A 23,720-nucleotide genomic window follows, 5' to 3' on the forward strand; every position below is an offset into this window, starting at 1 on the left:
ATTCAGCGCCGGCGGTCGATCGCCACGCAGCGTCCGGACGTCCACGGCGCGGCCAGCAGACGCAGGCGGACCTTGACCGGCCGCATGCGCAGGGTCAGCACGTAGTCGATGGTGGCGTCGAGTTCGCTGCCGTCGGCCGCGGCGTCCTCGAAGCGCTGCGCCACGAGGTAGTTGTTCATGCAGACGGCGACCTCGTTGAACAGCGACAGGCCCAGCACGCGTTGCGGCGACAGGCCCGAGGCCCGGGATTCATGGGCGCCGTAGCGGCGCACCACGCCGGCGGCATCGAAGCCGATGACGCCGAAATCCAGGTCGTCCAGTTCGGCATCGGACATCGCATCGAGGCGGCGCAGGAGGTCGGGATCGTCGAAGGAAGGGAGGGAGCTCATGGGTCGGGAGAATACCGCCGCGATCGGTGCCGGCGGCGAGCCGGCGCCCGGCTAGTCGCGTTCCGGCACCGGCACGTTGAAGCCGTTGAGGGTGGTCGAGACGAGGCTGTAGAGCCCCACCAGGTAGATCAGCTCGTTGGTGCCGTGCTGGCCGAACGTCGCCACCGCGAGTCGGTAGAGCGGCTCCGGCAACACCCCGCCGCGCGAGAGCGCGAAGGCGACGTCGTAGGCGATGCTTTCCTCGGGCGAGAGGTCGTTCGGCTTGAGGTCCGCCACCAGCGTCGCGAGCCGCTCTGGCTTCATGCCCTCGCGTTCGGCCACCGCGATGTGCGCGTAGATCTCGTAGGCCGCGTCGAAGCGCGCGCCGACGACCAGGATCGCGATCTGGCGCACGTTGTCCGGCAGGCTCGCCTCGGCCGTCATCGCCAGGGTCAGGTCCCAGATCGCCTTGCCGATGCGCGGCTCGTGCAGCCACGGGTTCCACGGGCCCATCAGGGCGCCGTCCTCGCGCTGCGCCACGAAGGCGTTGAAGTTGCTGGCGATGCCCTTGCGCATGTCGTCGTAGAGGGGCTGCTGCTCGGGGGTCAGTCGGTCGGGCGGGATCAGGGGCAGGCGCATGGGAAGGCTTCCGGTCGGAGGGTAGAGGGTGGGTGGTCGTGTTCGAGGGCGGTCGCCCGCCAGGGTTCATTCCAGCGGCGTCGCCGGACGCTGCGCGCCGGCCTGGAATTCCGGCCCCAGCAGCGCCTGCGCCGCATAGCCCCGGTTGACGTCGAGTCCGGTGATGCGCCAGTCGTGGGCCGGCAGCGCGATCGGATGCACCACGCGTTCGAACGAGTGCATCGGCCAGGTCACGCCGAAACGCCGCTGGTGATCGAAGGTGTCGACCTCGGCCACGGCGCCCCGCGTGTTGCCGAAGCCCTCGAGCGTGAAGCGCAGCCGCCGGGTGATGCGCTCGGCGCGGTCCACGCACAGCGCCACCCGGTCGGAACGCACCTGCCCCAGGCCCGGCGTCATCCAGACCTCCACCACGTCGCACAAGCGTCCGTCCACACGTTCGGTGCCGGCCAGCCGCGCGGGCAGGTCGCGGTCCGCGAGCCACAGCGGTCCCAGCAGGAAGAGGCCGTAGGCCTCGGCCACTAGGGCCGACGCCTGCTGCGCCGCCGGATCCTGGCTGCGCGCGCCGTTGAACCAGACCGCCACGTCGCCCCGGTCGCCGTCGGCGCCGCTGCCGCGCCGCCAGGCCACCTGCTTGCGCCCGCGCGGTCCGGTGTAGGCCTGCCCGGACACGCCGATCCTCGGCATCAGCCGTTCCTGGGAGCGCCCCCGGAAGCCGGTGTCGGTGACCTCGGGCTGGATGCGGCCGATGAGCGGACGCCACTCGCCCTCGTAGGCGACGTTGATGTCGGTGAGTTCGCGGTAGGCGCGCAGGCCGTGCGCCTCGGCGCTGGCCAGCAGGACGCGCGCCGCCTTGGGGTCTCCGGGCGGCGCGGCCACCACGGGCAGCGGCGAGCTGCAGCCGGCGAGGGCGGGCAGGACGAGGGCGCCGAGCAGGGCGCGGCGGGTCATCGGGGGTGGCGTCACGGGCGGCCTTCCAGCGTTGCATTGCACGGCGCGAGCGTGCGGCGCGTCCGTCCGCGCGCCCCCAGGCCATCGACGCGTCGGCGCGTCAGGCCTTGACGACAATCGGCAGGCGCGCCCCGAAGACGGTTCCCGCGGCCGCCGAGGAGGCCACTTCCATCCGGCCGCCGTGCGCCTTGGCGATCTCCGTGCAGATGTACAGGCCCAGCCCCAGCCCGCCCCCCGGCTGGCTGGTGTTGGGGCGCCAGTAGGGCTGGAAGACGCGCGACAGGTTCTCCGGCCGGATCGGTGCCCCGCCGTTGGTCACCGCGAGCACCAGCGACGCCCCGTCCAGCGTGGCCGAGACCTCGACCGGAACGTCCGCCGCGCCGTAGGTCAGGGCGTTGCCGATGAGGTTCGACAACAGCTGCTGGAGGCGTCCGCGATCGCAGCGCAGCGACCGATCGATTTGCAGGTCGGCGCGGATCTCGCGCTCGGGATGGGCCTGGCGCAGTTCGTCGACGACGTCGAGCAGCGCGCGGTTCATGTCGGACTCGACGGTCATGGCGACCCCGATGCCGGTGCCCAGGCGGCCCCGGGCGAAGTCCAGCACGTCGTCGATCAGCTTGGCCATCCGGCGGCTCGTGGTCCGCAGGCGCGTGCCCAGCCGGACCACGTCGGGTTCGGGGCGGCGGATGAGGAGCTCCGCCGTCGTGCTCACGGCCGACAGCGGATTTCGCAGGTCGTGCCCCAGCACGGCGATGAACTGCTCACGCAGGTCGGAGACGGCCTTCTCGTCCAGGCGTGCCACGGTGGCCTCGCGCAGGCGGTCCTCGCTGTCGAGCTGCATGGCGATCAGGTCCGCGAAGATGGCGAACATGGCCCGCGTCTGGGCATCGGACACCGCGCGCGGCGCCGGATCGATGGCGCACAGGTTGCCGAAGTAGGTGCCGTCGCGCCGGACGATGGGCACCGTGACGTAGCTCTCGATGCGGTAGGCCGATGGACCCGGATGCCCGCGGAAGTCCGGATCGGCGCTGATCCGGTCGATGAAGAGGCCCCGGCGCATCGCGCGGGATTCGCTGCACAGCGTCGTGCGCACGTCGAGCGAGTCACCCGCCTCGAGGCCCATGCGCAGGTCGTCCTGCAGAGCGCAGACCGTCCACAGGTCGTCCGTCACCCGCGCCACGGCGGCGAAGCCCATGCCCGTGGCCTGGCAGATGAACTTGAGCAGGGCCGGCACGGCATCGATGCGGGCGATGGCGCTCACGTCCTGCGCGATGTCCTCGGCCATCGCGCTCATCGCCTTCATGCCGTTCATTCCGCTCATCTCGGTTCGATCCTTTTTTTGGGGGGTGTCCGACGGGCCGGCGCCGGTCGTGCGCGTGCACGGGCGTCTTCGGTCGGGAGGGCTGTCGCTGCGCCCGGCGACGGGCCGGTCCGGCGCGCCGCCTGCCGGTGGCCGGTGTGCCGCAGGAAGGCAAAGGCGGGACCGCCGTTCCGTGGCGGGAGGGGTGGGGTGAGTCGCACCGGATCGGGGCCGGAATCCGTCCGGAAATCAGAACGATCTTACCCGCGACCCCGGGCCGACGACCGTGACGGATGCACTGTCCGGCATAGGGCATTTGCACCATGCCATGGCGGGACAAGGCGGCGCGGTCCGGGCCGGGTCCCGTCCCTTGCCGTCTCAGGCGGTGGCGGGGGGCGCGGCGTCGCGCGCGGGCGCGATGGGTGGCGTCGACGCGGGCGCCAGTGCCGCGAGGACGCGGTCGCGGCAGACCGACAGGATCTCGTCGGCCAGCGGCGCGTCGTCGGGGCAGGCGCGCGACAGCACGACGGCGCCGACGACGTGGGCCAGCAGGTCGAGCGCGTCGGCGCGCCGCAGGTCCGCGTCCGCGCCGTTCGTCGCGCCGTCTGCGGGCGCGAGGGCGGCGAGCAGCTGCTCGATGCCGGCGGCGAACGTGGCGCGCACCGGCTCGGGCTGGCGCGCGGCGTCCGCGCCCAGCGCGGCCATCGTGCAGCCGGCCGCGCGCGCATCGCGGTGCTGGCGCGAAAGGTAATGGCGCGCGAACACCGCCGGGTCGACGCCGGCGCTCAGCGCCGCGGTCTGCGCGATGCCGCAGGCGGCCGACGCCGCCATCAGGTCGGCCTTGGAGCGGAACTGCTTGTAGAAGCCGCCGTGGGTGAACCCGGCGGCGGCCATCAGGTCGGCGATGCCGACGCCGTCGTAGCCGCGTTCCCGGAAGAGGGCGGACGCCGTCTCCACCACATGGGCCCGGTTGGCCTGTGCTTTTGCCTGGGTGACCTTCATCGTCGTCGGGAGGTGAATGGATGCCGATCCGAAGCCCTCACTATACATTGATGTCGATCATCATCAAAACGTTGACATTTTGGATGATGGTCGTAATCATTGCGGCCGATCCGACATCCCAAGGCCCGACGACATGACCGACCGCGCACTTTCCGAACCTGTCGACCCCTGCCGGCCTGCCGGAGACCAGGGCTCCGGCGCTGCCGGCTGAGCCGCGCGCGCCAGCGTCCCACCATCCCATCTTCCCCGACGAAAGACCCGCCATGACCTCGAAACCCACCGTCCTCATCACCGGCGCCTCCAGCGGCATCGGCGCCACCTACGCCGAGCGCTTCGCGCGCCGTGGCCACGACCTGGTGCTCGTCGCGCGCGACGAGGCGCGCCTGGACGCCCTGGCCACGCGCCTGCGCGCCGAATGCGGCGTCGCCGTCGACGTGCTGCCGGCCGACCTGACCCGGTCGAACGACACCGCCGCCGTCGAGGCCCGGCTGCGCGACGACGCCCGCATCGGCATCCTGATCAACAACGCCGGCATCGCCCAGTCCGGGCCTTTCGCGCAGCAGACCGCCTTGGACATCGAGCGCCTCATCACCCTCAACACCACGGCGCCGACGCGGCTCGCCGCCGCCGTGGCGCCGCGCTTCGTGCAGGCCGGGACCGGCGCGATCGTCAACATCGGCTCGGTGGTGGGCTTCGCGCCGGAGTTCGGCATGTCGGTCTACGGCGCGACCAAGGCGTTCTTGCTGTTTTTGTCGCAGGGGCTCGACCGGGAGCTGTCGCCCAGCGGCGTCCACGTGCAGGCGGTGCTGCCCGCCGGCACCCGCACCGGGATCTGGGGGCCCGCCGGCATGGACGTCGAAGCGATGCCCGACCTGATGGACGTGGGCGAACTCGTCGATGCCGCGCTGGTCGGTTTCGACCGCCGCGAGCGCGTGACGATCCCGCCACTGCACGTGGCCGGACGCTGGGAGGCGCTCGACGGCGCGCGCGAGGGACTGCTCTCGGACGTCCGGCAGGCCCATGCGGCCGAGCGCTATCGGCCGCAGGCGTGAGCGGCGTCGCCTCCCACATGAAGGCCTTCGCCGTCGAGCGCTACGGCAAGGGCGAGACCGGCCGGGTGATCGACGTGCCGACGCCCACGCTGCGCGACGACGACGTCCTGGTCGAGGTCCACGCGGCAGGGGTCAACGTGCTGGACGTCAAGATCCGCAATGGCGAATTCAAGCCGATCCTGCCCTACCGCCTGCCGCTGATCCTGGGTCACGACATCGCCGGCAGGGTGGTCGGGGTCGGACCCGGCGTGCGGGGCTTCAGGGTCGGGGACGAGGTCCATGCGCGGCCGGACGATTTCCGCATCGGGGGCTTCGCGCAGTACATCGCGGTCCGGGAAGGCGCGCTGGCGCGCAAGCCCGGCAACCTGAGCATGGTGGAGGCCGCTTCCCTGCCGCTGGTCGCGCTGACCGCGTGGCAGGTGCTGGTCGAGACCGCGGCGCTGCAGCGGGGCCAGAAGGTGTTCATCGAGGCCGGCTCCGGCGGCGTGGGCACGGTCGCCATCCAGCTGGCCAGGCACCTCGGCGCGTTCGTCGCCACGAGCACCGGCACGGCGAACGTCGAGTGGGTGCGGGCGCTCGGCGCCGACGTGGTGATCGACCACCGGACGCAGGACGTCGCCGCCGAACTGCGCGATTACGACGTCGTGCTCCACAGCCTGGGCAGCGACGCGCTGGCGACGTCGCTGCGGGTATTGCGCCCCGGCGGCCGGCTGGTGTCGATCTCCGGGCCGCCCACGCCGGCGTTCGCCGAACGCCGGAAGCTGTCGTGGCTGCTGCGCCAGGGCATGCGGGTCCTGAGCCACGGCATCCGGCGCAAGGCTGAGCGACGCGGCGTGGCCTACGACTTCGTCTTCATGCGCGCCGACGGCGCGCAGCTCGCCCGCATCACCGAACTGGTCGAGACCGGGGCGATCCGGCCGACGATCGACCGCGTCTTTCCGTTCGAGGCGACGGCCGACGCGCTCGCGCACGTGGCCCGGGGACACGCCAGGGGCAAGGTGGTCGTCCAGGTCCGGTGAGCGATCGGACCGGGGCCGTGCCGGGCCGTGCCGTGCCGTGCCATGACGGACCGGCGGGGTCGTCGCCGGCCACCACAGCCTCGCGACGTAGGCGCAAAGGGTTTCCACTGTGGAAAATAATTCCGTTTCATCAATAAGCTCCTCCCGGTCGATCGGCCGGGTCGCCGCGCCGGTGGGCACGGTGCTCGACGGGGGCGCCGGCGTGAGGCGCATGGCGATGGACGCCGTCACGCGCGGCGCGCCGCCTCTCAGGCACGCGGCGGTCGTTGCACCTGCCGCGCGGTGCCGTGCCCCCGGTTCGTCGCCCGGCCGGCCAGGCGCTCCAGAGACAAGACCCGACGAGACCCGAGAAAAACCGAAACCCCGAGGAGACCCATCGTGAAAAAACTGTCCGCCGCCATCGCGGCCGCGTCCTTCTGCGCCCTGATCGCGACCGGCGCCGTGGCCCAGGTCAAGGAGCGCACGCTCAAGTTCGCCTTCCAGAACCAGACCGGCCACCCCCAGGCGCAGGGCGCGCAGAAGTTCGCCGACCTGGTCGCCGAGCGCTCGGGTCGCAAGATCACCGTCAAGCTGTTCCCGGGCGGCAGCCTGGGCGGCGACCTGCAGACGGTGTCGGCCCTGCAGGGCGGCACGCTCGACGTGACCGTGCTCAACGCCGGCATCCTGACCGCGCAGGTCCGGGAATTCGCCGCGTACGACCTGCCGTTCCTGTTCAACAGCGCGCTGGAAGCCGATGCCGTCACCGACGGCCCGTTCGGCCGCCGGCTGATGGGGCGGCTGGAGGAGAAGGGCCTGCACGGCCTGGGTTACTGGGACCTGGGATTCCGCAACCTGACCAACAGCAAGCGGCCGATCGCCCGGGCCGACGACATCGCCGGGCTGAAGGTCCGCGTGATCCAGTCGCCGATCTACATCGACCTGTTCAACGCCCTGGGCGCCAACGCGACGCCGATGCCGTTTCCCGAGCTGTACTCGGCCCTCGACCAGAAGGCCGTCGACGGACAGGAGAACCCCAACACGACCATCCTGGCGTCGAAGTTCGCCGAGGTGCAGAAGCACATCACGCAGACCCGCCACATCTACAACCCGCAGGCGCTCATCGTCTCCAGGAAGACCTGGGACGGCCTGAGCGCGGAGGAGCGCCGGATCGTCGAGGAAGCGGCCGCCGAGGCGACGCGCTTCCAGCGCACCGTCTCGCGCGCCGAGGCCGACAAGGCGCTCGCGGCGCTGAAGACCGCCGGCATGGTCGTCACCGAACTGCCGCCCGAGGAGGTCGCCAAGCTGCGCGCCAAGACCCAGCCGGTGTTCGACAAGTTCGCCGCGAGCGTCGGCGCCGAGACCGTCAACGAACTCAAGGCCGAGATCGCCAAGGTCCGGAAGTAACGCACCGGCGCGCCGCGACGCGTCCGATACGACCCGAGACGAACCCGAGACGAACCCGAGGATTTCCGTGACCCACCCGACTGTCCCGCACGCCCGGCCCGGCGACGACCCGCGCTCGCTCGACCCCGACGCCCCCCTCACCGGCCGCATCTCGCGCCGCCTGTTCGCCCGGCTGCTGGGCCTGCCCGCCGCGCTCGGCGCCGGCGTGGCGCTGTCGAGCTGTGGCGGCGGCAGCGACGATCCCGGCGCCCCGGCGGCACCGGCACCTGACCCGGCGGCGCCGCTGGGCAGCGCGCGGCCGCTCGCGCGCGGCGAGTTCGTCGCCACGGTGTCGGACCACTTCGACTGGGTCCATTCGTCCGAATACAACGACCAGTACAAGGCCGTCCAGCCGACCTTCACCGACGTGCGGCTCGGCCAGACGCCCTTCGCGAAACAGATCGAGACCGCGTTGGAGGAATCGATCATCGGCGGCGCGGGCGGCGCGTTCCAGCCCGCGCGCGCGGTGACCCGGGAGGAGGCGGCCGACATCTACGTCAAGGCCTTCAAGATCCCGGCGGCCGCCGCCGACGCGCTGGCCGGCTTCACCGACGCCGCCGGCATCGCCGCCGCGCGGCGCGCCGCCGTCAACGCGATGGTCGCCGCCGGCCACATGAAGGGCACGAGCGCCACCACGTTCGGGCCGTCCGGCACGCTCTCCGGCGACGAGGCCCGGGCCATCCTGGCGGCCATCACGGCGCGGCAGGTGTCGCCGCCGCAGGTGATGTGCAAGGCCGGCACCACCGCGCCGCGCCGCTACGTGCGCATTTCCACGCCGACCGAGGGCGCGGTCATCCGCTACACCGTCACCTTCGACGGCAGCGAGCCGGCCGACCCGCTGACGTCGGGCGCGGTCTACGACTTCACGGCCGACGGCGTGCTGCAGTTCGTCAACCCGCTGACCTCGACCACCGATTCGCGCTTCTACCGCCTGAAGGCCGTGGCGACCAGGGAAGGCTTGGCCGCCAGCGCCGTGCGCGAGTTCACCTGGAACATCGTGCGCCCGGCCGTCGGTGCCTTCCAGGCCAAGCTGATGCACGCGGGCACGGCCACGGCGCCGACGGTCTGGAAGATCAACAACCCGGCCGAGTACTTCCAGGCCTTCGTCTTCTACATCGAGGGCAGCGCGCGCGGGCTGGTCTTCGACGCCGGCGAGTACGGCTACCGGAAGGCCGACCTCAAGGCCTTCATCGACACCCTGGCGACCCGGCCGTACGACGTGCTGGTCGGCCACAACCATCCCGATCACGCCGAGCAGATCCACAACTTCACCTCGGCCGGGGTCACGCTCTACGCCTCGGCGATCGAGAAGGCGGCCTTCATCGCGTCGAGCCGTCCCGACTTCCAGGCCGCCGGCCGGGCCGCCGTGGCGATCGCCGACGGCCAGGTGCTCGACCTGGGCAACGTGCAGGGCACGGCCTGGATCCAGCCCGGCCACACCAACGGCACCGCGACCTTCATCGTCAACCAGACCGGGTGGGTCTTCGGCTCCGACATGTGGGGCTGCAACCGGCCGCACACCGCCGACACCACGCAGTACCAGAGCGTGAAGGTGGACCTGTTCCTCTCGCTGACGCGCCAGCTGATCGCCAACTACAGGCGCAGCAGCACCAGCGGACAGATCGTGGAGGTGACCAACGCCCACCAGGAGATCTCGGTGGGCATCGCGTGCGTGGACAACTTCGTCCAGTGCTTCCAGCAGCTCATCGACGAGGGCAACGCCGTCGCGAAGCCGTCGATCCGTGGCGGCACCAAGGGCGGCGACCGCATGAGCATCGTGGGGGACATGTGGCGCGACAAGAACTGGATGGCCATCGGGCCGATCGGCAAGTACGCGAGCCCGGTGGACTACCTGACGCAGCCGACCACGGCGTTCCCGTGCGGGGCCGTCATCAACCACAACGCCGCCGGCGGCCACCGCAGGTATTCGCAGCTCGCCAACGTGGAGTTCGACGGCGGCACGCTGGTGGGCGTGGACGTGCACTGGGCGGCACCCGCCAACGGCGTGCCCAACCGGCTGCCGGACAAGTTCGATCCCTGGACCTACGCCTACACGGTCAACGTGCCGCGCGCGACGGGCCGCATCGTCGTGCGGCCGTTCGCCCTGTCGGGCCGATCCAGCGCCATCCGGGTCGATGGCGCGGGCGTGGCGCAGGGCGCGCCGAGCACCGTCTCGGTGGCCGCGGGACGCCGCTTCACGATCGAGGTCGTGTCGCCCGATGGCGCCGCGACGAGCGTGTACGTGTTCACCGTGGTCGCGGTCTGACGCCCGCGCACGGCCCGCACGGGGCCTGAGCCCGGACGGGCCTGGACGGGCCGGGCGCAGGGCGGAGCGCCGGTTCTGCTCCAATCGACGCATGCAGCGTTCGTGTCCGCCGGTTCTCGTCCATGGGTGATCTCCTGCCGGATCGGGGCGTGCGCATCGGCCGCGTGGTGCCGGCGACCTGCGTGCTGGTGCTGCTGCACTTCGGCCAGGATTTCCTCAAGCCGCTGGCCATCGCGAGCATGCTGGCGCTGGTGATCGCGCCGCTGGTGCGCAAGCTCGCGCGCAGCGGGCTGGGCTCGGCGGTCTCGACGCTCGTGTCGGTGGCGCTGGTGGCGGCGTGCGTGGTCGCGATGAGCGCGGTGTTGACGATCCAGCTGGTCTCGGTCGCGGCCGATCTGCCCGGCTACCGGGCGGCCATCGAGGCCAAGGTCGATGCGGTCCGGGAGCGGGCGGTGCGCCCGTTCGAGCGCTTCGAGGCGCAGCTGCGCGGCGAGTCACCCCCGGAAGCGGGGCGCGAGCGCGCCGCCACGCTGGCGCGTTCCCAGCGGGGGTCGACCGCGCCGGGCCGGGGCGCGGCGCCACCCCCGGCCGCGGTCCCGGCCCCGGCCGCGGCGCCGGCCGCGTCGCCCGGCGACCTGGTCTCCAAGCTGCTGTCCGGGCTGGTCGGGCCGGTGGGGGAGGCCGGCATCGTCTTCGTGCTGCTGGTGTTCATCCTGCTCGAACGCGAGTCGCTGGGCGACCGCTTCATCCGCCTGGTGGGCGAGGCGCGGCTGGGCACGACCGTGCAGGCCCTCGACGACACCGCGCAGGGCGTCTCGCGCTTCTTCCTGTCGCAGTCGATCGTCAACCTGGCCTTCGGCGCGGTGGTCGGCGCCGGGCTCTGGGCGATCGGCATCCCGCACGCCGCGCTGTGGGGGGCCATCAGCGGCCTGCTGCGCTTCGTGCCCTACGTGGGCGTGCTGGGCGCCGCCGCGCTGATCGCGCTGTTCAGCGCCGCGGTGGACCCCGGCTGGCAGCTCGTGGCGGCCAGCCTGGGCTTGTTCCTGGCGCTCGAACTGCTGGTCGCGCACGTGGTCGAGCCGCAGGTCTACGGCCACAGCACCGGCCTGGCGCCGCTGGCGGTGATCGTCTCGGCGCTGTTCTGGGGCGCGCTGTGGGGCCCCGTCGGGCTGCTGCTGTCGACGCCGCTGACGCTGTGCCTGGTGGTGGCCGGGCGGCACGTGAAGGCGCTGGAGCCGCTGACCATCCTGCTGACCGAATCGACCGGCCTGAGCGCCGGACAGCGCTTCTACCAGCGCGCCCTCGGCGGCAGCGCCGAGGCCATGATCCGGGACGCGCGCGCCTTCCTGCGCCGCGACAGCTTCGCGCGCTACTGCGACCACGTGCTGCTGCCCGGCCTGGCGCTCGCCGTGGCCGACTTCCGCTCGGGGCGCATCGACGCCCAGCAGCGCGCGCGCATCCAGGCCCAGGTCGTTCGGCTGGCCGAATCGTTCACGGTGGCCAAGTCGGGCTGGCGCGCGCGGCGGCGCGCGTCGATCGCCCTGACCGACGCGAACATCGGCACCCGGCTGCGCCAGATGCGCGAGGCCCGCCTGGGCCGCTGGCAGGGCAAGCTCGACGTGCCCACCGGCTCGATCGCGCTGTGCGTGAGTTCGGGCTCCGAGCACGACGAACTCCTCACCGAGCTGCTGGTGCGCGCCCTGGTGGACGCCGACATCGACGCGCGCAGCGTGTCGATGACCGAGCCGCGCGACCCGGAGACCGACGACAAGGCGCAGCTGGTCGGCACGGTCTTCATCGCCTGTCCGCGCCAGGACGGGTTCGCGGCCTGGGTCGCGCTGGCCACCGAGTTCCGGGCCGCGCTGCCGCACGCCGTGCTGGCCACGATCCGTCTGCCGCAGGACGAGGCCGCCGCGCCGGAGGAGGCCGTGGCGGCGCACGTCGACCTGGTCCTGCACGCGTACGCCGAGGCCGAGACCTTCATGCTGCGGGGCGCGAAGACGGCCTGAGCCGTCCGCCGGCGCCGCCGGCCTAGCGGTGGTTCCTGAGCGTCGCCGAGGGCGTTTCCCCGAAGGCCTTGGCGTAGCGCTGGGCGAACATGCCGTGGTGCGGGAAGCCCCAGCGGTAGGCGACGGCGGCGACGGTGGTGCCGGGAACGCCCTGCATCAGTTCGCTGCGCGCGCCGTCCAGGCGCAGGCGCCGCAGGTACTCCATCGGCGTGGTGTCGCGGAACCGGCGGAACGCCAGCTGCAGCGAACGCGCGCTGGTCTGCGAGGCTAGCGCGATGTCCTCCAGCCGCAGCGGCTGCAGCAGGTGGGCGTGCATGAATTCGATGGCGCGCCGCACGTGCCGGGGCGCCGGCACGATCGCGCGGCGCCCCAGCTGCGCGGAGTGGCTGTGGGGCATGGCCTCGATGAAGGTCCAGAGCACGGACTCGCGCAGGTTGGCCATCGCCATGGGCGCGGACAGCAGCGGGGCGTCGCCGCGCGTGCCGTCGATGATGGCCTGGCTCAGCGCCAGGATCAGGCCGCAGGCGCCGTGGTCCATCCGGACATGCGGGGCGAACTGCAGCCGGTGGTGGACGGGCCGCTCCGTGAGCGTGGCGAGGCGTTCGTGCATCACCTCGGTGCTCAGCGTGATGCGCTGCCACACGCTGCGCGAGGAGAACGTGGCCGCGTCGATGGCGCGCGAATCCATCATCAGGCCGCCGTTGGCGCGGGAGGTCGTCGGCTCGCCGCCGCCCGAGGCGACCGACATCGAGCCGGCGAGCGGCATGGACATGCCGTAGCCGTCGAACGGCTCGTCCAGGATCAGCTGGATGCCCGAGCGCGAGGTGGACGTGGAGAAGCCCAGGCCGCCGCAATGCACGGCGTGGGTCTCGAAGTCGACCGGATCGCGGCCGCGCGCCGCCACCCGCAGGGGCACGTAGATGCGGGAGAGGAAGGCCTGGGCCTGCTCCCCGTCGTTGCATTGCAGCGACAGGCGCTGCGCGGAGGGACTCGACATGGCTGAATTCTTGCTCATCCTTTCAACCGCGCGCGGATGCCCCTGCGCGCGGCGGTGGTCATGCGTGCGCATCGAACCAGGCCTGGAACATCAGCACGCACCACAGCGGGTGCTGCCGGTCCGTCCCCCCGGCGAGGTGTTCGCGCCACGTGCGGCGCACGACCACCGGGTCGAAGAAGCCGTCGGCACGCAGGCGCCCCTCGTCCAGCAGCGCCTCCGCCCAGTCGCGCAGCGGCCCGCGCAGCCACGCGCCGACGGGCAGGACCGGGCCCGGCCCGGCAGGCCCGACCAGTGCGCGCGGGACGTGCCTGGCCAGCATCTCCCGCACGATCCAACGCGGCGTCGTGGCCGCGCCGCCGCGCCGCAGCTTCAGCGCGAGCGGCAAGCGCCAGGCGAATTCGACCAGCCGGTGATCCAGGAAGGGCGCGCGCGCCTCCAGGCCGACGCCCATGGCCGCGCGGTCGGACCGGGCGAGGAGGCCGTCGGGCAGGCAGGTGAGGCTGTCCAGCACCATCATCCGTTCGACCTCGTCCAGGCCCGCCAGCGTCGGTCGCAGGCCGGTCAGGAACGAGGCGCGCTCCCGGCTGCCGAGCACCACGCCGGCCGGATCGCTCCAGCGCGACATCAGCCGCAGGTGCAGGTCCGTCGCCGAGGACGACCCCAGCACGCGCGCGCCGCGCTGCACCCGCTCGCCCAGGTCGGGCCAGCCGCGCAGCACCGGCACGCGGGCCGCCAGCCGGTCGATGTGATGGGGCGCGACCTGCTGCATCAGCCGCGCCGTCGCGCGCCGCGCGGGCACCGGCATGGCCGACAGCCGGTGCCAGAGGCGTGGCGTCGTCCGGTAGCGGTCGTGGCCGCCGAAGAGTTCGTTGCCCGCGTCGCCCGACAGCGACACCGCCACGTCGCGCCGCGCCAGCTGACTGACCAGACAGGCCGGGATCTGCGCCGGGTCCGCGAGCGGTTCGCAGTACCGGCGCGGCAGCAGGGCGACGGCGTCGATCGCCTCGCGGGCCGACACGCGCAGCGCCGTGTGGTCGGTGCCCAGGTGCCGGGCGACCGCGACGGCGCCGGTCGATGCGTCGCCAGGCGCTTCCTCCAGGCCGACGCTGAAGGTCTTCACGCGCCGCGTGCTGCGGGCCTGCATCAGGGCGACCACGGCCGACGAGTCGACCCCGCCCGAGAGGAACGCGCCCGGCGGCGCGTCGGCGGTCATCTGCTCGCGCACGGCGCGTCCGGCCAGCGCCTCCAGCCGCTCGACGGCCTCGGCGGCACCGCCCGTGAAGCGATCGGCCGCGCCCGCCTCGGCCACTCGAGCGAGCGACCAGTACGCCTCGATCGCCGGCGTCGCGTTCGCGGCGCCCAGGGTCAGCACATGGCCCGGCAGCAGCTTGTGGACGCCGCGGAAGATGGTCTGGTCGCCGCCGACGTGGCCGTGGCGCATGAACGCGCAGAGCGAATCGCGATCGATCTCGCGCGGGAAGCCCCGGCAGGCGGTGAAGCCGCTGAGTTCCGAGGCGAAGAGGAAGGCCGCCGCGTCCCCCGTGCCCACGGTGCCGTAGTGCAGCGGCTTCTCGCCGAAACGGTCGCGCGCCAGCGTGAGCACGCGCAGCTTGCGGTCCCAGAGGGCGAAGGCGAACATGCCCACCGCGCGCCGCAGCGTCTCCGTCACGCCCCACGCACCCAGGCAGCCGAGCAGGGTCTCGGCGTCCGAGCGGCCGCGCCACGCGATCTCGCAGGCCGCCAGGTCCGGCGCCTCGCGCAGTTCGAGGTGGTTGTGGATGCGCCCGTCGAGGCTCAGCACGTAGCGCCCACCGGCGGAGCGCATCGGTTGCGCGCCGGCGTCCGAGGCCTCGACGACGGCCAGGCGCCGGTGGCCGATGGCGATCGCCGCGTCGGGGTCCTCCCAGGCGCCCTGGGCGTCGGGGCCACGATGCGAGACCGCGTGCGTCATGCGCATCAGCTGGGCGACCCGCTCGGCGGCGGGGTGGCGGCCGCCCCAGATGCCAGCCAGCGCGCACACGGTCAGGCGTCCACGGGGACGTCCGACGCGAACCGGCTGGCGCAGCGGCGCGCGGCCGGGCGCACCGGCCGGTCATGGGGGCTGGCGCGGCGGCGGGTGCGGCGGGAGGGGCAGGGGAGGCGGGCTGGGATCAAGGCGTGCGCGGGGACCGGGCGGACCGATCGATGCTAGGGGATCGATCCGCGTGGCGGACCGCGAAAGGCGGGTGGCCGGACGTGCCTTCGTCGTCGATGCGAAACATCCATCGCGATAACGCAAGAAGTTGCGCCCGCCGCCGGTCGCCGCGCCCGAACTGGCCGACATTCCTGCTGCGCGGGGCCGACCGGTCCGCCCCGCGCGCCGTTCCCGACGTCCACCCGCCCGTTCGCCCGCTCCCTGCTTCCTGCTCCCTGCTCCCCGTTGCACGATGCCCGTCACCCTGTCCGACTGCCGGCCGAACCGGTTCCTCGCGGCCCTCGATCCGGTGGACCTCGCGCGCTGGCTGCCCTGGCTCGACGCGCTGGAGGTGCCGGCCGGCGCGGTGCTGGTGGAGGCCCACGCGCGGCAGTCGCACGTGTTCTTTCCGATCACGGCGGTGATCGCGCTGGCGCGCGTCATGCCCGGGGGCGCGGCCGTCGAGGTCGCCGTGGCGGGCCGCGAAGGCTTCGTCGGCCTGCCGATCGTGCTGGGCGGGGAGTCGGCCCCCGACCGGGCGACGGTGCGGCTTCCCGGCCGCCTGCTGCGGCTGCCCGCGCGCTGCGTGGAGGCCGAGATGGCGCACGTCACCGGCGTGCGGCGGCAGCTGCTGCGCTTCGCCTCGGGGCTGCTGGGCGAGGCGCAGCACACGGCCACCTGCGCGACCTGACCGCCGCCCGGGGCCCTGCGGGACCGTGGGACAGGCGGCTTTCCGACGCCCCCGTCGAGCGCGACGCCGCCAGAATGCACGCCGAAAACGCCGTGCGCGCCGATGCGCATGCCTTCCGCCGGGAACCCAACGCTTGATCGATATCGACTACAACTCCTGGATCGTCGGCCTCTCGTTCGCGATCGCCAGCTTCGCTTCCTACGTGGCCCTGGACCTGGCCCAGCGGGTGCGCACCACCGACCGGTTCCTGGGCCGCGTCTGGTGGGGCGCCGGCTCCGCGGCCATGGGCACGGGCATCTGGTCGATGCACTTCGTGGGCATGCAGGCCGCCGCGTTCCCGTTCGCGGTGGGGTTCGGCTACGCGCTCACCGCGCTGTCCTGGGTGGCGGCGGTGGCGGTCTCGGCCATCGCGCTCTACATCGCCAGCCGCTCGCGCCTGTCCCGGGGCCGCTGGGTGTTCGGCTCGCTGGCCATGGGCGCGGGCATCTGTTCCATGCACTACATCGGCATGGCCGCGATGGACATGGCGCCGGGCATCCGCTGGTCGGCCGGCTGGGTGGCGGCGTCGGCCGCCATCGCCGTGATCGCCTCGGCCGCGGCGCTCCAGATCTTCTTCGGGCTGCGCCGCCTGCGTGGTGCGGCCGCCCGCTGGGGCCAGCTGGCCGCGGCGCTGGTCATGGGCGCGGCGATCTGCGGCATGCACTACACCGGCATGCTGGCCGCCGGCTTCGCCGAGAACGCCGTGTGCCGCAGCGTCGGCGAATTGCGCGGCGACAGCCTGGGCCTGCTGGTGGCGGGCGCCACGATCGTGCTGCTGGCCATCACCAGCTTCACTTCGGCGATCGACGCGCGCCTGCAGGACAAGGCGGCGGTGCTCGCCACGTCGCTGCAGGAGGCCAACACCGAGCTGCAGCAGCTCGCCTTCAAGGACGCGCTGACCGACCTGCCCAACCGGCTGCTGCTGGAGGACCGGCTGGGCGCGGCGGTCGAGCGCTGCACGCGCGACGGCAGTTCGCTGGCGGTGCTGTTCATCGACCTCGACGGCTTCAAGCCCGTCAACGACTCGTTCGGCCACGGCTTTGGCGACGGGGTGCTGCGCGAGATGGCGCGGCGCCTGGCCGCGCAGGTGCGCGCGACCGACACCGTGGCGCGCCTGGGCGGCGACGAGTTCGTGCTGCTGGTGGAAGGCGACCCCGACACGCCGGTCGTCGTTCAGATCGCCCAGCGCATCATCGACGCGCTGGCCCAGAACGTCGTCTGGCAGGACTGCGAGGTCCGCCTCTCGTGCTCCGTGGGCATCGCGATGTACCCGGCCGACGGCCCGCGCGACAAGCTGCTGACCAACGCCGACGCCGCGATGTACGCGGCCAAGCGGACCGGCGGCGCCGCCTTCGCCTTCTTCGCGCCGCACATGAACGCCGGCGCGCGCGAGCAGGTCGAGCTGCGCAACGACCTGCGCGTGGCGATCGAGTCCGGCGGGCTCGAGCTGCACTACCAGCCCAAGGTGTGCTCGCGCGACGGCACGGTGCGCGGCGTCGAGGCCCTCGCGCGCTGGCGCCACGCCGGGCGCGGCATGGTCGGCCCGGACGTCTTCATCCCGATCGCCGAGCGTTTCGGCCTCATCAACGCGCTGGGCTCGTGGGTGATCGAGGAGGCCTGCCGGCAGATCGTCGCGTGGCGCGCCCAGGGCCTGCCGATGCGCGTGGCGGTCAACCTGTCGGTGCACCAGCTGCGCCAGGCCGACCTGGCGCAGCGGCTGACGGACACGCTGCGCGCGCACGCCATCGACCCGTCGCTGCTGATGCTGGAGGTGACCGAGTCGGTGGCCATGGAGGACGCGGGCAGTCACCTGGCGCTGTTCGAGCAGTTCGGGCGGGCCGGCATCGCGCTGTCCATCGACGATTTCGGCACCGGCTATTCCAGCCTCTCCTACCTGCGCCGCCTGCCGATCAGCCAGGTCAAGATCGACCGCTCCTTCGTGCGCGACCTGGAGACCAGCGCGGACGCGCGCGTCATCGTCAAGGCCATCGTCAACCTCGCGCATGCGCTGAACCTCGGCGTCGTCGCCGAGGGCGTGGAGACCGCGGCGCAGCGCGACGTGCTCACCGCCATGGACTGCGACGAGCTGCAGGGCTACTTCTACGGCCGGCCGATGGCGCCGGCGGCCCTGGCGCAGTGGACCCGCGAGCGGGCCTGAGCCGGCCCGGCGGAAGGGCCGGACCGCGTCACGGCTGCCAGAGCGAACGCTTGCCCGGATCGAGCCGGCGGTCGATGAAATGGGCCGCGCTGATGAAGGCCAGGTGGGTCAGGGCCTGCGGGAAGTTGCCGAGCTGCAGGCCGCGCGGATCGAGTTCCTCGGCGAACAGCCCGAGCGCGCTGCCGTAGCGGATGCCTTTCTCCAGCTGCAGCTGCGCCGCGTCCAGGCGACCGGCCCGCGCCAGGCACTCCGCGTACCAGAAGGTGCAGGTGGTGAAGGCGCCTTCCTCGCCCTCGAGCCCGTCGTCGTTGCGGTAGCGGTAGACCAGTCCGTCGTCGCACAGGGTCTCGCCGATGGCATCGAGCGTGCGCAGCCACACCGGGTCGGTGGCGGAGACGAAGCGCACCAGCGGCATCAGCAGCAGCGAGCCGTCGAGCGCGGTGCCGCCGCGTTCCTGCACGAAGTGGCCGTGTTCCGGATGGCGGAAGTTGTCCCACACGTCCGCCATGATGCGGTCGCGGCAGGCCGCCCAGTCGGCGATGGGCGCGGGCAGGGAGCGCTGCGTCGCCAGGCGGATGGCCCGGTCCAGCGCGACCCAGCACATCACCCGTGAATGCAGGAAGTGACGGGGCTCCGAGCGCACCTCCCAGATGCCCGCGTCCGCGTCCTGCCAGTGCGCCATGACGTGCGCGATCAGGTCGCGCACGTGCGACCAGCCCTGGTGGCTGATGGCGCGACCGTACTTGTTGGACAGGTACACGCTGTCCATCAGCTCGCCGAAGATGTCGAGCTGGTTCTGGCCGTGCGCGGCGTTGCCGATGCGCACCGGCCGGCTGTCCGCGTAGCCCGCCAGGTGCGACAGTTCCTCCTCGTCGGGCATCCGCGAGCCGTCGAGCGCGTACATGATCCGCAGCGGCGTGGCGTCGCAGGCCTCGTTGATGCGCTCGCTGGCCCAGAGGTGGAACTTCTCGGCCTCTTCCACGAAGCCCAGGCGCATGAAGGCGTAGACGGTGAAGGAGGCGTCGCGGATCCATGCCGCGCGGTAGTCCCAGTTGCGGCCGGCGCCCGGCGCCTCCGGCAGCGAGAAGGTCGCCGCCGCGGCGATGGAGCCATGGCGCGCCGACGTCAGCAGCTTAAGCGCCAGCGCCGAGCGCAGGACCTGCTCGCGCCAGCGCCCCCGGTAGTGGCTGTGGCCCAGCCAGTGGCGCCAGGCGTCCACCGTGGCCGCGATGTTCGACGCGATCGCCGCGTCGTCCGGCCGCGCCAGATGGTCCTCGCCGAGCACGAACCACGCCTGCTCGCCGGCGTGGAGGCGGAACCGCGCCGTCGCGGCGCCGACGGCGCTGACCAGCGGGACCGACGCGTGCAGGCGCATCGCCAGGTTGCGCCCGACGAAGCGCACGCCGCCGGTGGCGCCCTCGACCGCGGGCGATTCGCGCGCGTAGTCGAAGCGCGGCGCGCAGTCGACCGCGAAGTCGACGGTGCCGCGCGTGACCTCGATGCGGCGGATGATGCCGCGCGCGTTCAGCCGGAAGTGGTCGCGCAGGTCGGGGTGCGGCATCAGGTCGATCACCTCGGCACTGCCTTCCTGCGCCATCCAGCGCGTCATCAGCACGTTGGTCTCGGGCAGGTAGAGCTGCAGCAGGCGCGGCGCCGACAGGGCCGGCACGATGGAGAAGGCGCCACCCTCGCCCGGCGCCAGGAGGTCGGCGAAGATGGACGGGCTGTCGAGCGACGGCCAGCACAGGTAGTCCAGCGTGGCGTCGCCGGCGACGAGCGCGACCGTCTCCATGTCGCCGATGATGCCGTGGTCGCCGATGGCGCGAAGCGGCTCAACCATCGAGGGGCCCACCCGGAAATGCACGCACGGTCGCCATAGAAATCCCTGTTCCTTGAAATTCGAGGACCGCAGTAGACCGCACGCCCCATGGCCTTGGGCGGCCGGTGACATTGCGCCGGGCGAGCCGGCGGACCTCGGGCCGGCGCGCCCGGACCGCGTCGCGGCCCCGCGCGAAGGCTGCCCGAGCGCGCTCGACATCCTCTCGATGGAGGATGACCGCCGGTGCGCGTGCGCCTTAAATTGCGATTCCCGTGGACACCCTCCGATCCACGCCGTCGACCACTCCGAATTGCATTGCATTGCATTGCATTGCATTGTTGAAACGGTCGCGTCGCCCCGCCGTGCAATTGGATTCGCGGTGAACAGGGCTGCCTGCCTGCGGCCATTGTCCGACCTCCACTCGATTGCAATGCAGCGATGGCGATCCGCCTGATGCCGAATTGCTGTTCAACGCCAATTGATTCCATTGCTCGTCGATGCGATCGGACCGGGCTTGAAGCACCGCTTCCGATGGAATGCGGGATGGCCTGGAAGGCCTGTTAGACGGCCCTGATGCACCGTCGACGTGACGTCGCAATCAAGTTGAAAAACAAAAAGTTACCCAGCAATTAGCGGACAAAAGTTAATTCGTTAGTATTACATTCCTTTTGTCATTACCACGACGAGAGGAGTCCGCAATGTCGATCGCATCGGTGGTTCTTTGCATGGGAACACGTCCCGAAATTATCAAGATGGCGCCGGTCCATCGCGCGTTGCGGGCCGCGCGGGTGCCCACGCTGGTGCTTCACACGGGCCAGCACGACCAGATGGCCTGGCCGCTCTACGAGTTCTTCGACATGCGCCCCGACCACGTGCTCGCGCTCGATCGGAAGTCCACGTCGCTCTCCCACCTCACCGCCGCCCTGGTGGAGCAGTCGCACGGGGTGCTGGCCGAGGCGCGGCCGGCGGCGGTGCTGGTGCAGGGGGACACGACGAGCGCCATGGTCGGGGCGCTCGCGAGCTTCTACCTGCGGATTCCGGTCGGCCACGTCGAAGCCGGTCTGCGCACCTTCGACACCGGCGATCCGTTCCCCGAGGAGGCCAACCGCCAGCTCATCGGCCGCCTGGCGCGCTGGCACTTTCCGCCCACCCGCATCGCCACGGCCAACCTGCGCCGCGAGGGCATCGCGCCCGGGTCGATCCACCAGACCGGCAACACCATCGTCGACGCCACCCAGTGGGGGGTGGCCTACCTGCGCGCGCTGCCCGACGGCGCGGCGGGCGTGCTGCCGCCGGAACTCTCATGCCTGGCCGCGACGCCCGGCCGCCAGCGCATCGTGCTGGTCACCGCGCACCGGCGCGAGAACTGGGGCGCGGGGATCGACTCGATCGCGCGCGGCGTGCGCCGGCTGCTGGAATCGCAACCGGGGCTGGCGGTGGTCTGGCCGGTGCATGCGAACCCCCAGGTGAAGGAGGCCGTGCATCGCGCCTTCGAGGGCATGGTGTGCGAGGAGGGCTCGCAGCTGCTGCTGTCCGAGCCGCTCAATTACCCGGCCCTGTTGTGGGTGATGTCGAGGTCGTGGCTGATCATGTCGGACTCGGGCGGCATCCAGGAGGAGGCCGTGTCGGCGCGGGTGCCGATCCTCGTGCTGCGCGAGACGACCGAGCGGCCGGAGCTGATCGCCGCCGGCGCGGGCAAGCTGGTGGGCACCGACGCCGACCGGCTGTGCCGCGAGTTCCTCGCGCTGCAGGGGGACCGCGGCCTGTACGAGCGCATGCGCACGGCCAGGAATCCGTTCGGCGACGGCCAGGCCGGCCCGCGCATCGCCGAGCTCATGTCGCGCGCGGTGCCGGCCGCGCCGCGCGCCGAGATCCGGGCGGCACGCGGCGAGACCGCCGAGGCCGGCACGCCGTAGCCGGAGCGCGTCGATGGAATGGATGGACGTGATCGCGGCGGCGCTGGTCGCCCTCAAGCTGGTGTTCGTCGCCGTCAGCGTGGTCTTCCTGCTGTGCGGCCTGGACGATCTGGTCATCGACGGCTGCTATGGCGCCTGGCTGCTGCGCCAGCGCGCGTCGGGACGCGCCCGCGCGCAGCCGACCGAACAGCAGCTGCAGGACCGTCCCGAGCAGCCGATCGCCATCATGCTGCCGGCCTGGGACGAGTCGGCCGTCATCCGGCCGATGCTGCTGCGCCTGCTCAGGACGCTGAACTACGGCAACTACCACGTGTTCGTGGGCACCTACCCGAACGACACCGCCACGCACGTGGAGGTCGAGCACGTGCGCGCCGTCTCCGACCGGGTGCACCGCATCTGCACGCCCGCCGACGGCCCGACCTGCAAGGCCGACTGCCTCAACTGGATCTACCAGGGCATCCGGCGCCACGAGAAGGAGCACGGCATCCGCTTCGAGGTCTTCGTCATGCAGGACTGCGAGGACGTGATCCATCGGCTGGCCTACAAGGTCTTCAACCACCTCGTCCCGGCCAACGACATGGTCCAGCTGCCGGTGCTGTCGCTCGACCGGAAGTGGCACGAGTTCACCGGCGGCCACTACCTCGACGAGTTCGCCCAGCTGCACTCGAAGGACCTGGTGGTGCGCGCGCTGCTCGACCGCAGCATTCCGGCCGCCGGGGTGGGGTGCGCCTTCAGCCGCCGCGCCTTCGAGACGGCCGCGGCGAACAATCACAACGAGCTGTTCAACATCGATTCGCTGACCGAGGACTACGACTTCGGCTTCCGCATGAAGGCGCTGGGCATGAAGCAGGTGTTCGCCAAGTTCGTCGTCGAGCGGCGCGTCGTGCGCCGCCACTGGCTGACCGGCCGGCCCCGCGAGGTGGCGCTGCGCGACTACGTGGCGATCCGCGAGTACTTTCCCTCGGGCTTCGGGGTCGCCGTGCGGCAGAAGGGCCGCTGGGTGGTCGGCATCACGCTGCAGGGCTGGAGCAGCCTGCGCTGGCGCGGCGGCCTCGCCACCAAGTACATGCTCTACCGCGACCGCCGGGCGCTGGTGACGAACTTCTGCAACGTGCTGGGCTACGTGGTGGTGCTGGGCGTCGCGGCGCTCTGGGTGCTCAACGCGCTGGTGCCCGAATCGCTGCACTATCCGCCGGTGGTCGAGCCGGGCAGCTGGCTGTGGGACCTCACGCTCGTCAATGCCGCCCTGCTGGCCTGGCGCGTCGCCCAGCGCGCCTACTTCGTCCAGCGGCTCTACGGCTGGGCCCAGGCGCTGTGGTCGGTGCCGCGCATGGTGTGGGGCAACTTCATCAATTTCGCAGCGACGGGGCGCGCGGTGCGGCTGTACGCGCGTTTCCTGCGCACCGGCAAGCTCATCGCGTGGGACAAGACCACCCACACCTTCCCGTCCGAGGACGACCTGCCCGACACCGACACCCCGGTCACCGCGCCGCCCGAGCACGGTCCCGGGCTCGCCGGCGCCACCGCCACCGCCTTCGCTTCCACGCCCCCCCATCCCTGAAGGAGAACGCCATGCATCGAGGCATCCACGCGGCCACGGCCGCATCCCTGCTCGCCCTGCACGCGGCCGTGCTTGCGGCCCCGGCCGCGGCGGACGCCGCGCCCGCGCCACAGGCCGCGCCGGCCGCCGCCGACGCCGTGGCGGCCGCGCGACGACCGGAGCCGCCCGTGCGCGCCGTGGTCGCGCCGCCCCGGCCCGCGGTCGAGACGGTGGTGCGGCCGGGCCTTGAGCGCATCGAGAAGCACGAACGCCTCACCGACGTGCTCAAGGCCCGCAAGCGCGCCGGGCGGTCCGACCGCGTGGTCGCCGATTGAGCGAAGCGAACCGAACCAAACCCTCAG

Annotated in this window: 18 protein-coding genes; 10 read left to right on the forward strand and 8 right to left on the reverse strand. The window is 72.1% G+C overall.

Features of this window, described 5'->3' with window-relative positions; all coding sequences use genetic code 11:
* Positions 1-2 precede the first annotated feature (2 nt).
* From NF681_01100 to NF681_01120, 5 genes are all read right to left on the reverse strand, one after another.
* On the reverse strand, positions 3-389 hold the full coding sequence (locus tag NF681_01100; GenBank protein ID UST52603.1) for a phosphonate transporter: 387 nt from the start codon (positions 387-389) through the stop codon (positions 3-5).
* Positions 390-440: 51 nt separating this feature from the next.
* On the reverse strand, positions 441-1,007 hold the full coding sequence (locus NF681_01105) for a carboxymuconolactone decarboxylase family protein (GenBank protein UST52604.1): 567 nt from the start codon (positions 1,005-1,007) through the stop codon (positions 441-443).
* A 66-nt stretch (positions 1,008-1,073) separates the two neighbouring features.
* On the reverse strand, positions 1,074-1,970 hold the full coding sequence (locus tag NF681_01110) for a hypothetical protein (GenBank protein ID UST52605.1): 897 nt from the start codon (positions 1,968-1,970) through the stop codon (positions 1,074-1,076).
* Positions 1,971-2,055: 85 nt separating this feature from the next.
* The gene (locus NF681_01115) at positions 2,056-3,276 is read right to left on the reverse strand and encodes an ATP-binding protein (GenBank protein ID UST52207.1); all 1,221 of its coding nucleotides are present in this window, start codon (positions 3,274-3,276) and stop codon (positions 2,056-2,058) included.
* Between the two features lie 357 nt (positions 3,277-3,633).
* Complete coding sequence (locus NF681_01120; GenBank protein ID UST52208.1) at positions 3,634-4,257, reverse strand: TetR/AcrR family transcriptional regulator; 624 nt, start codon at positions 4,255-4,257, stop codon at positions 3,634-3,636.
* Between the two features lie 263 nt (positions 4,258-4,520).
* Between NF681_01120 and NF681_01125 the strand changes: the two genes are divergently transcribed.
* From NF681_01125 to NF681_01145, 5 genes are all read left to right on the forward strand, one after another.
* A complete protein-coding gene (locus NF681_01125) occupies positions 4,521-5,309 on the forward strand; it encodes an SDR family oxidoreductase (GenBank protein UST52209.1) in 789 nt (262 codons plus the stop codon).
* A gap of 17 nt (positions 5,310-5,326) precedes the next feature.
* Positions 5,327-6,328 (forward strand): NADP-dependent oxidoreductase, encoded by a 1,002-nt coding sequence (locus NF681_01130; GenBank protein ID UST52620.1) that lies wholly within the window; start codon positions 5,327-5,329, stop codon positions 6,326-6,328.
* 378 nt (positions 6,329-6,706) lie between these two features.
* A complete protein-coding gene (locus NF681_01135; GenBank protein ID UST52210.1) occupies positions 6,707-7,711 on the forward strand; it encodes a TRAP transporter substrate-binding protein in 1,005 nt (334 codons plus the stop codon).
* Positions 7,712-7,778: 67 nt separating this feature from the next.
* The gene (locus NF681_01140) at positions 7,779-10,016 is read left to right on the forward strand and encodes an S-layer homology domain-containing protein (protein ID UST52211.1); all 2,238 of its coding nucleotides are present in this window, start codon (positions 7,779-7,781) and stop codon (positions 10,014-10,016) included.
* Positions 10,017-10,138: 122 nt separating this feature from the next.
* Positions 10,139-12,025, forward strand: a complete 1,887-nt coding sequence (locus NF681_01145) for an AI-2E family transporter (GenBank protein UST52212.1) — start codon at positions 10,139-10,141, stop codon at positions 12,023-12,025.
* Positions 12,026-12,047: 22 nt separating this feature from the next.
* On the opposite strand, the gene NF681_01150 is transcribed toward NF681_01145, so the two are convergent.
* Together NF681_01150 and asnB are read right to left on the reverse strand one after the other, a co-directional pair.
* Entirely contained in the window at positions 12,048-13,022 is a 975-nt protein-coding gene (locus tag NF681_01150; GenBank protein ID UST52213.1) for an AraC family transcriptional regulator, read from the reverse strand.
* A gap of 58 nt (positions 13,023-13,080) precedes the next feature.
* A complete protein-coding gene (gene asnB, locus NF681_01155; protein UST52214.1) occupies positions 13,081-15,042 on the reverse strand; it encodes an asparagine synthase (glutamine-hydrolyzing) in 1,962 nt (653 codons plus the stop codon).
* 406 nt (positions 15,043-15,448) lie between these two features.
* On the opposite strand from asnB, the gene NF681_01160 reads away from it, so the two are divergent.
* On the forward strand, positions 15,449-15,886 hold the full coding sequence (locus NF681_01160) for a hypothetical protein (GenBank protein UST52215.1): 438 nt from the start codon (positions 15,449-15,451) through the stop codon (positions 15,884-15,886).
* A 133-nt stretch (positions 15,887-16,019) separates the two neighbouring features.
* Positions 16,020-18,083 carry an EAL domain-containing protein gene (locus tag NF681_01165; GenBank protein ID UST52216.1) on the forward strand — a complete coding sequence of 688 codons (2,064 nt, stop codon included), beginning with the start codon at positions 16,020-16,022 and terminating at the stop codon, positions 18,081-18,083.
* A 28-nt stretch (positions 18,084-18,111) separates the two neighbouring features.
* On the opposite strand, the gene NF681_01170 is transcribed toward NF681_01165, so the two are convergent.
* A complete protein-coding gene (locus NF681_01170; protein ID UST52217.1) occupies positions 18,112-19,923 on the reverse strand; it encodes a glycoside hydrolase family 15 protein in 1,812 nt (603 codons plus the stop codon).
* Positions 19,924-20,627: 704 nt separating this feature from the next.
* Between NF681_01170 and wecB the strand changes: the two genes are divergently transcribed.
* Genes wecB through NF681_01185 form a run of 3 tightly spaced genes read left to right on the forward strand, consistent with a single transcriptional unit; the run spans position 20,628 to position 23,693 of the window.
* Entirely contained in the window at positions 20,628-21,818 is a 1,191-nt protein-coding gene (wecB, locus tag NF681_01175) for a UDP-N-acetylglucosamine 2-epimerase (non-hydrolyzing) (GenBank protein UST52218.1), read from the forward strand.
* A gap of 13 nt (positions 21,819-21,831) precedes the next feature.
* Positions 21,832-23,379, forward strand: coding sequence for a glycosyl transferase family protein (locus tag NF681_01180; GenBank protein ID UST52219.1), 1,548 nt, complete (start codon positions 21,832-21,834; stop codon positions 23,377-23,379).
* An 11-nt stretch (positions 23,380-23,390) separates the two neighbouring features.
* The gene (locus tag NF681_01185; GenBank protein ID UST52220.1) at positions 23,391-23,693 is read left to right on the forward strand and encodes a hypothetical protein; all 303 of its coding nucleotides are present in this window, start codon (positions 23,391-23,393) and stop codon (positions 23,691-23,693) included.
* Positions 23,694-23,720 lie beyond the last annotated feature (27 nt).

Source organism: Comamonadaceae bacterium OTU4NAUVB1, assembly GCA_024372625.1.
In the GTDB taxonomy this organism is placed as follows: Bacteria; Pseudomonadota; Gammaproteobacteria; order Burkholderiales; family Burkholderiaceae_C; genus Variovorax.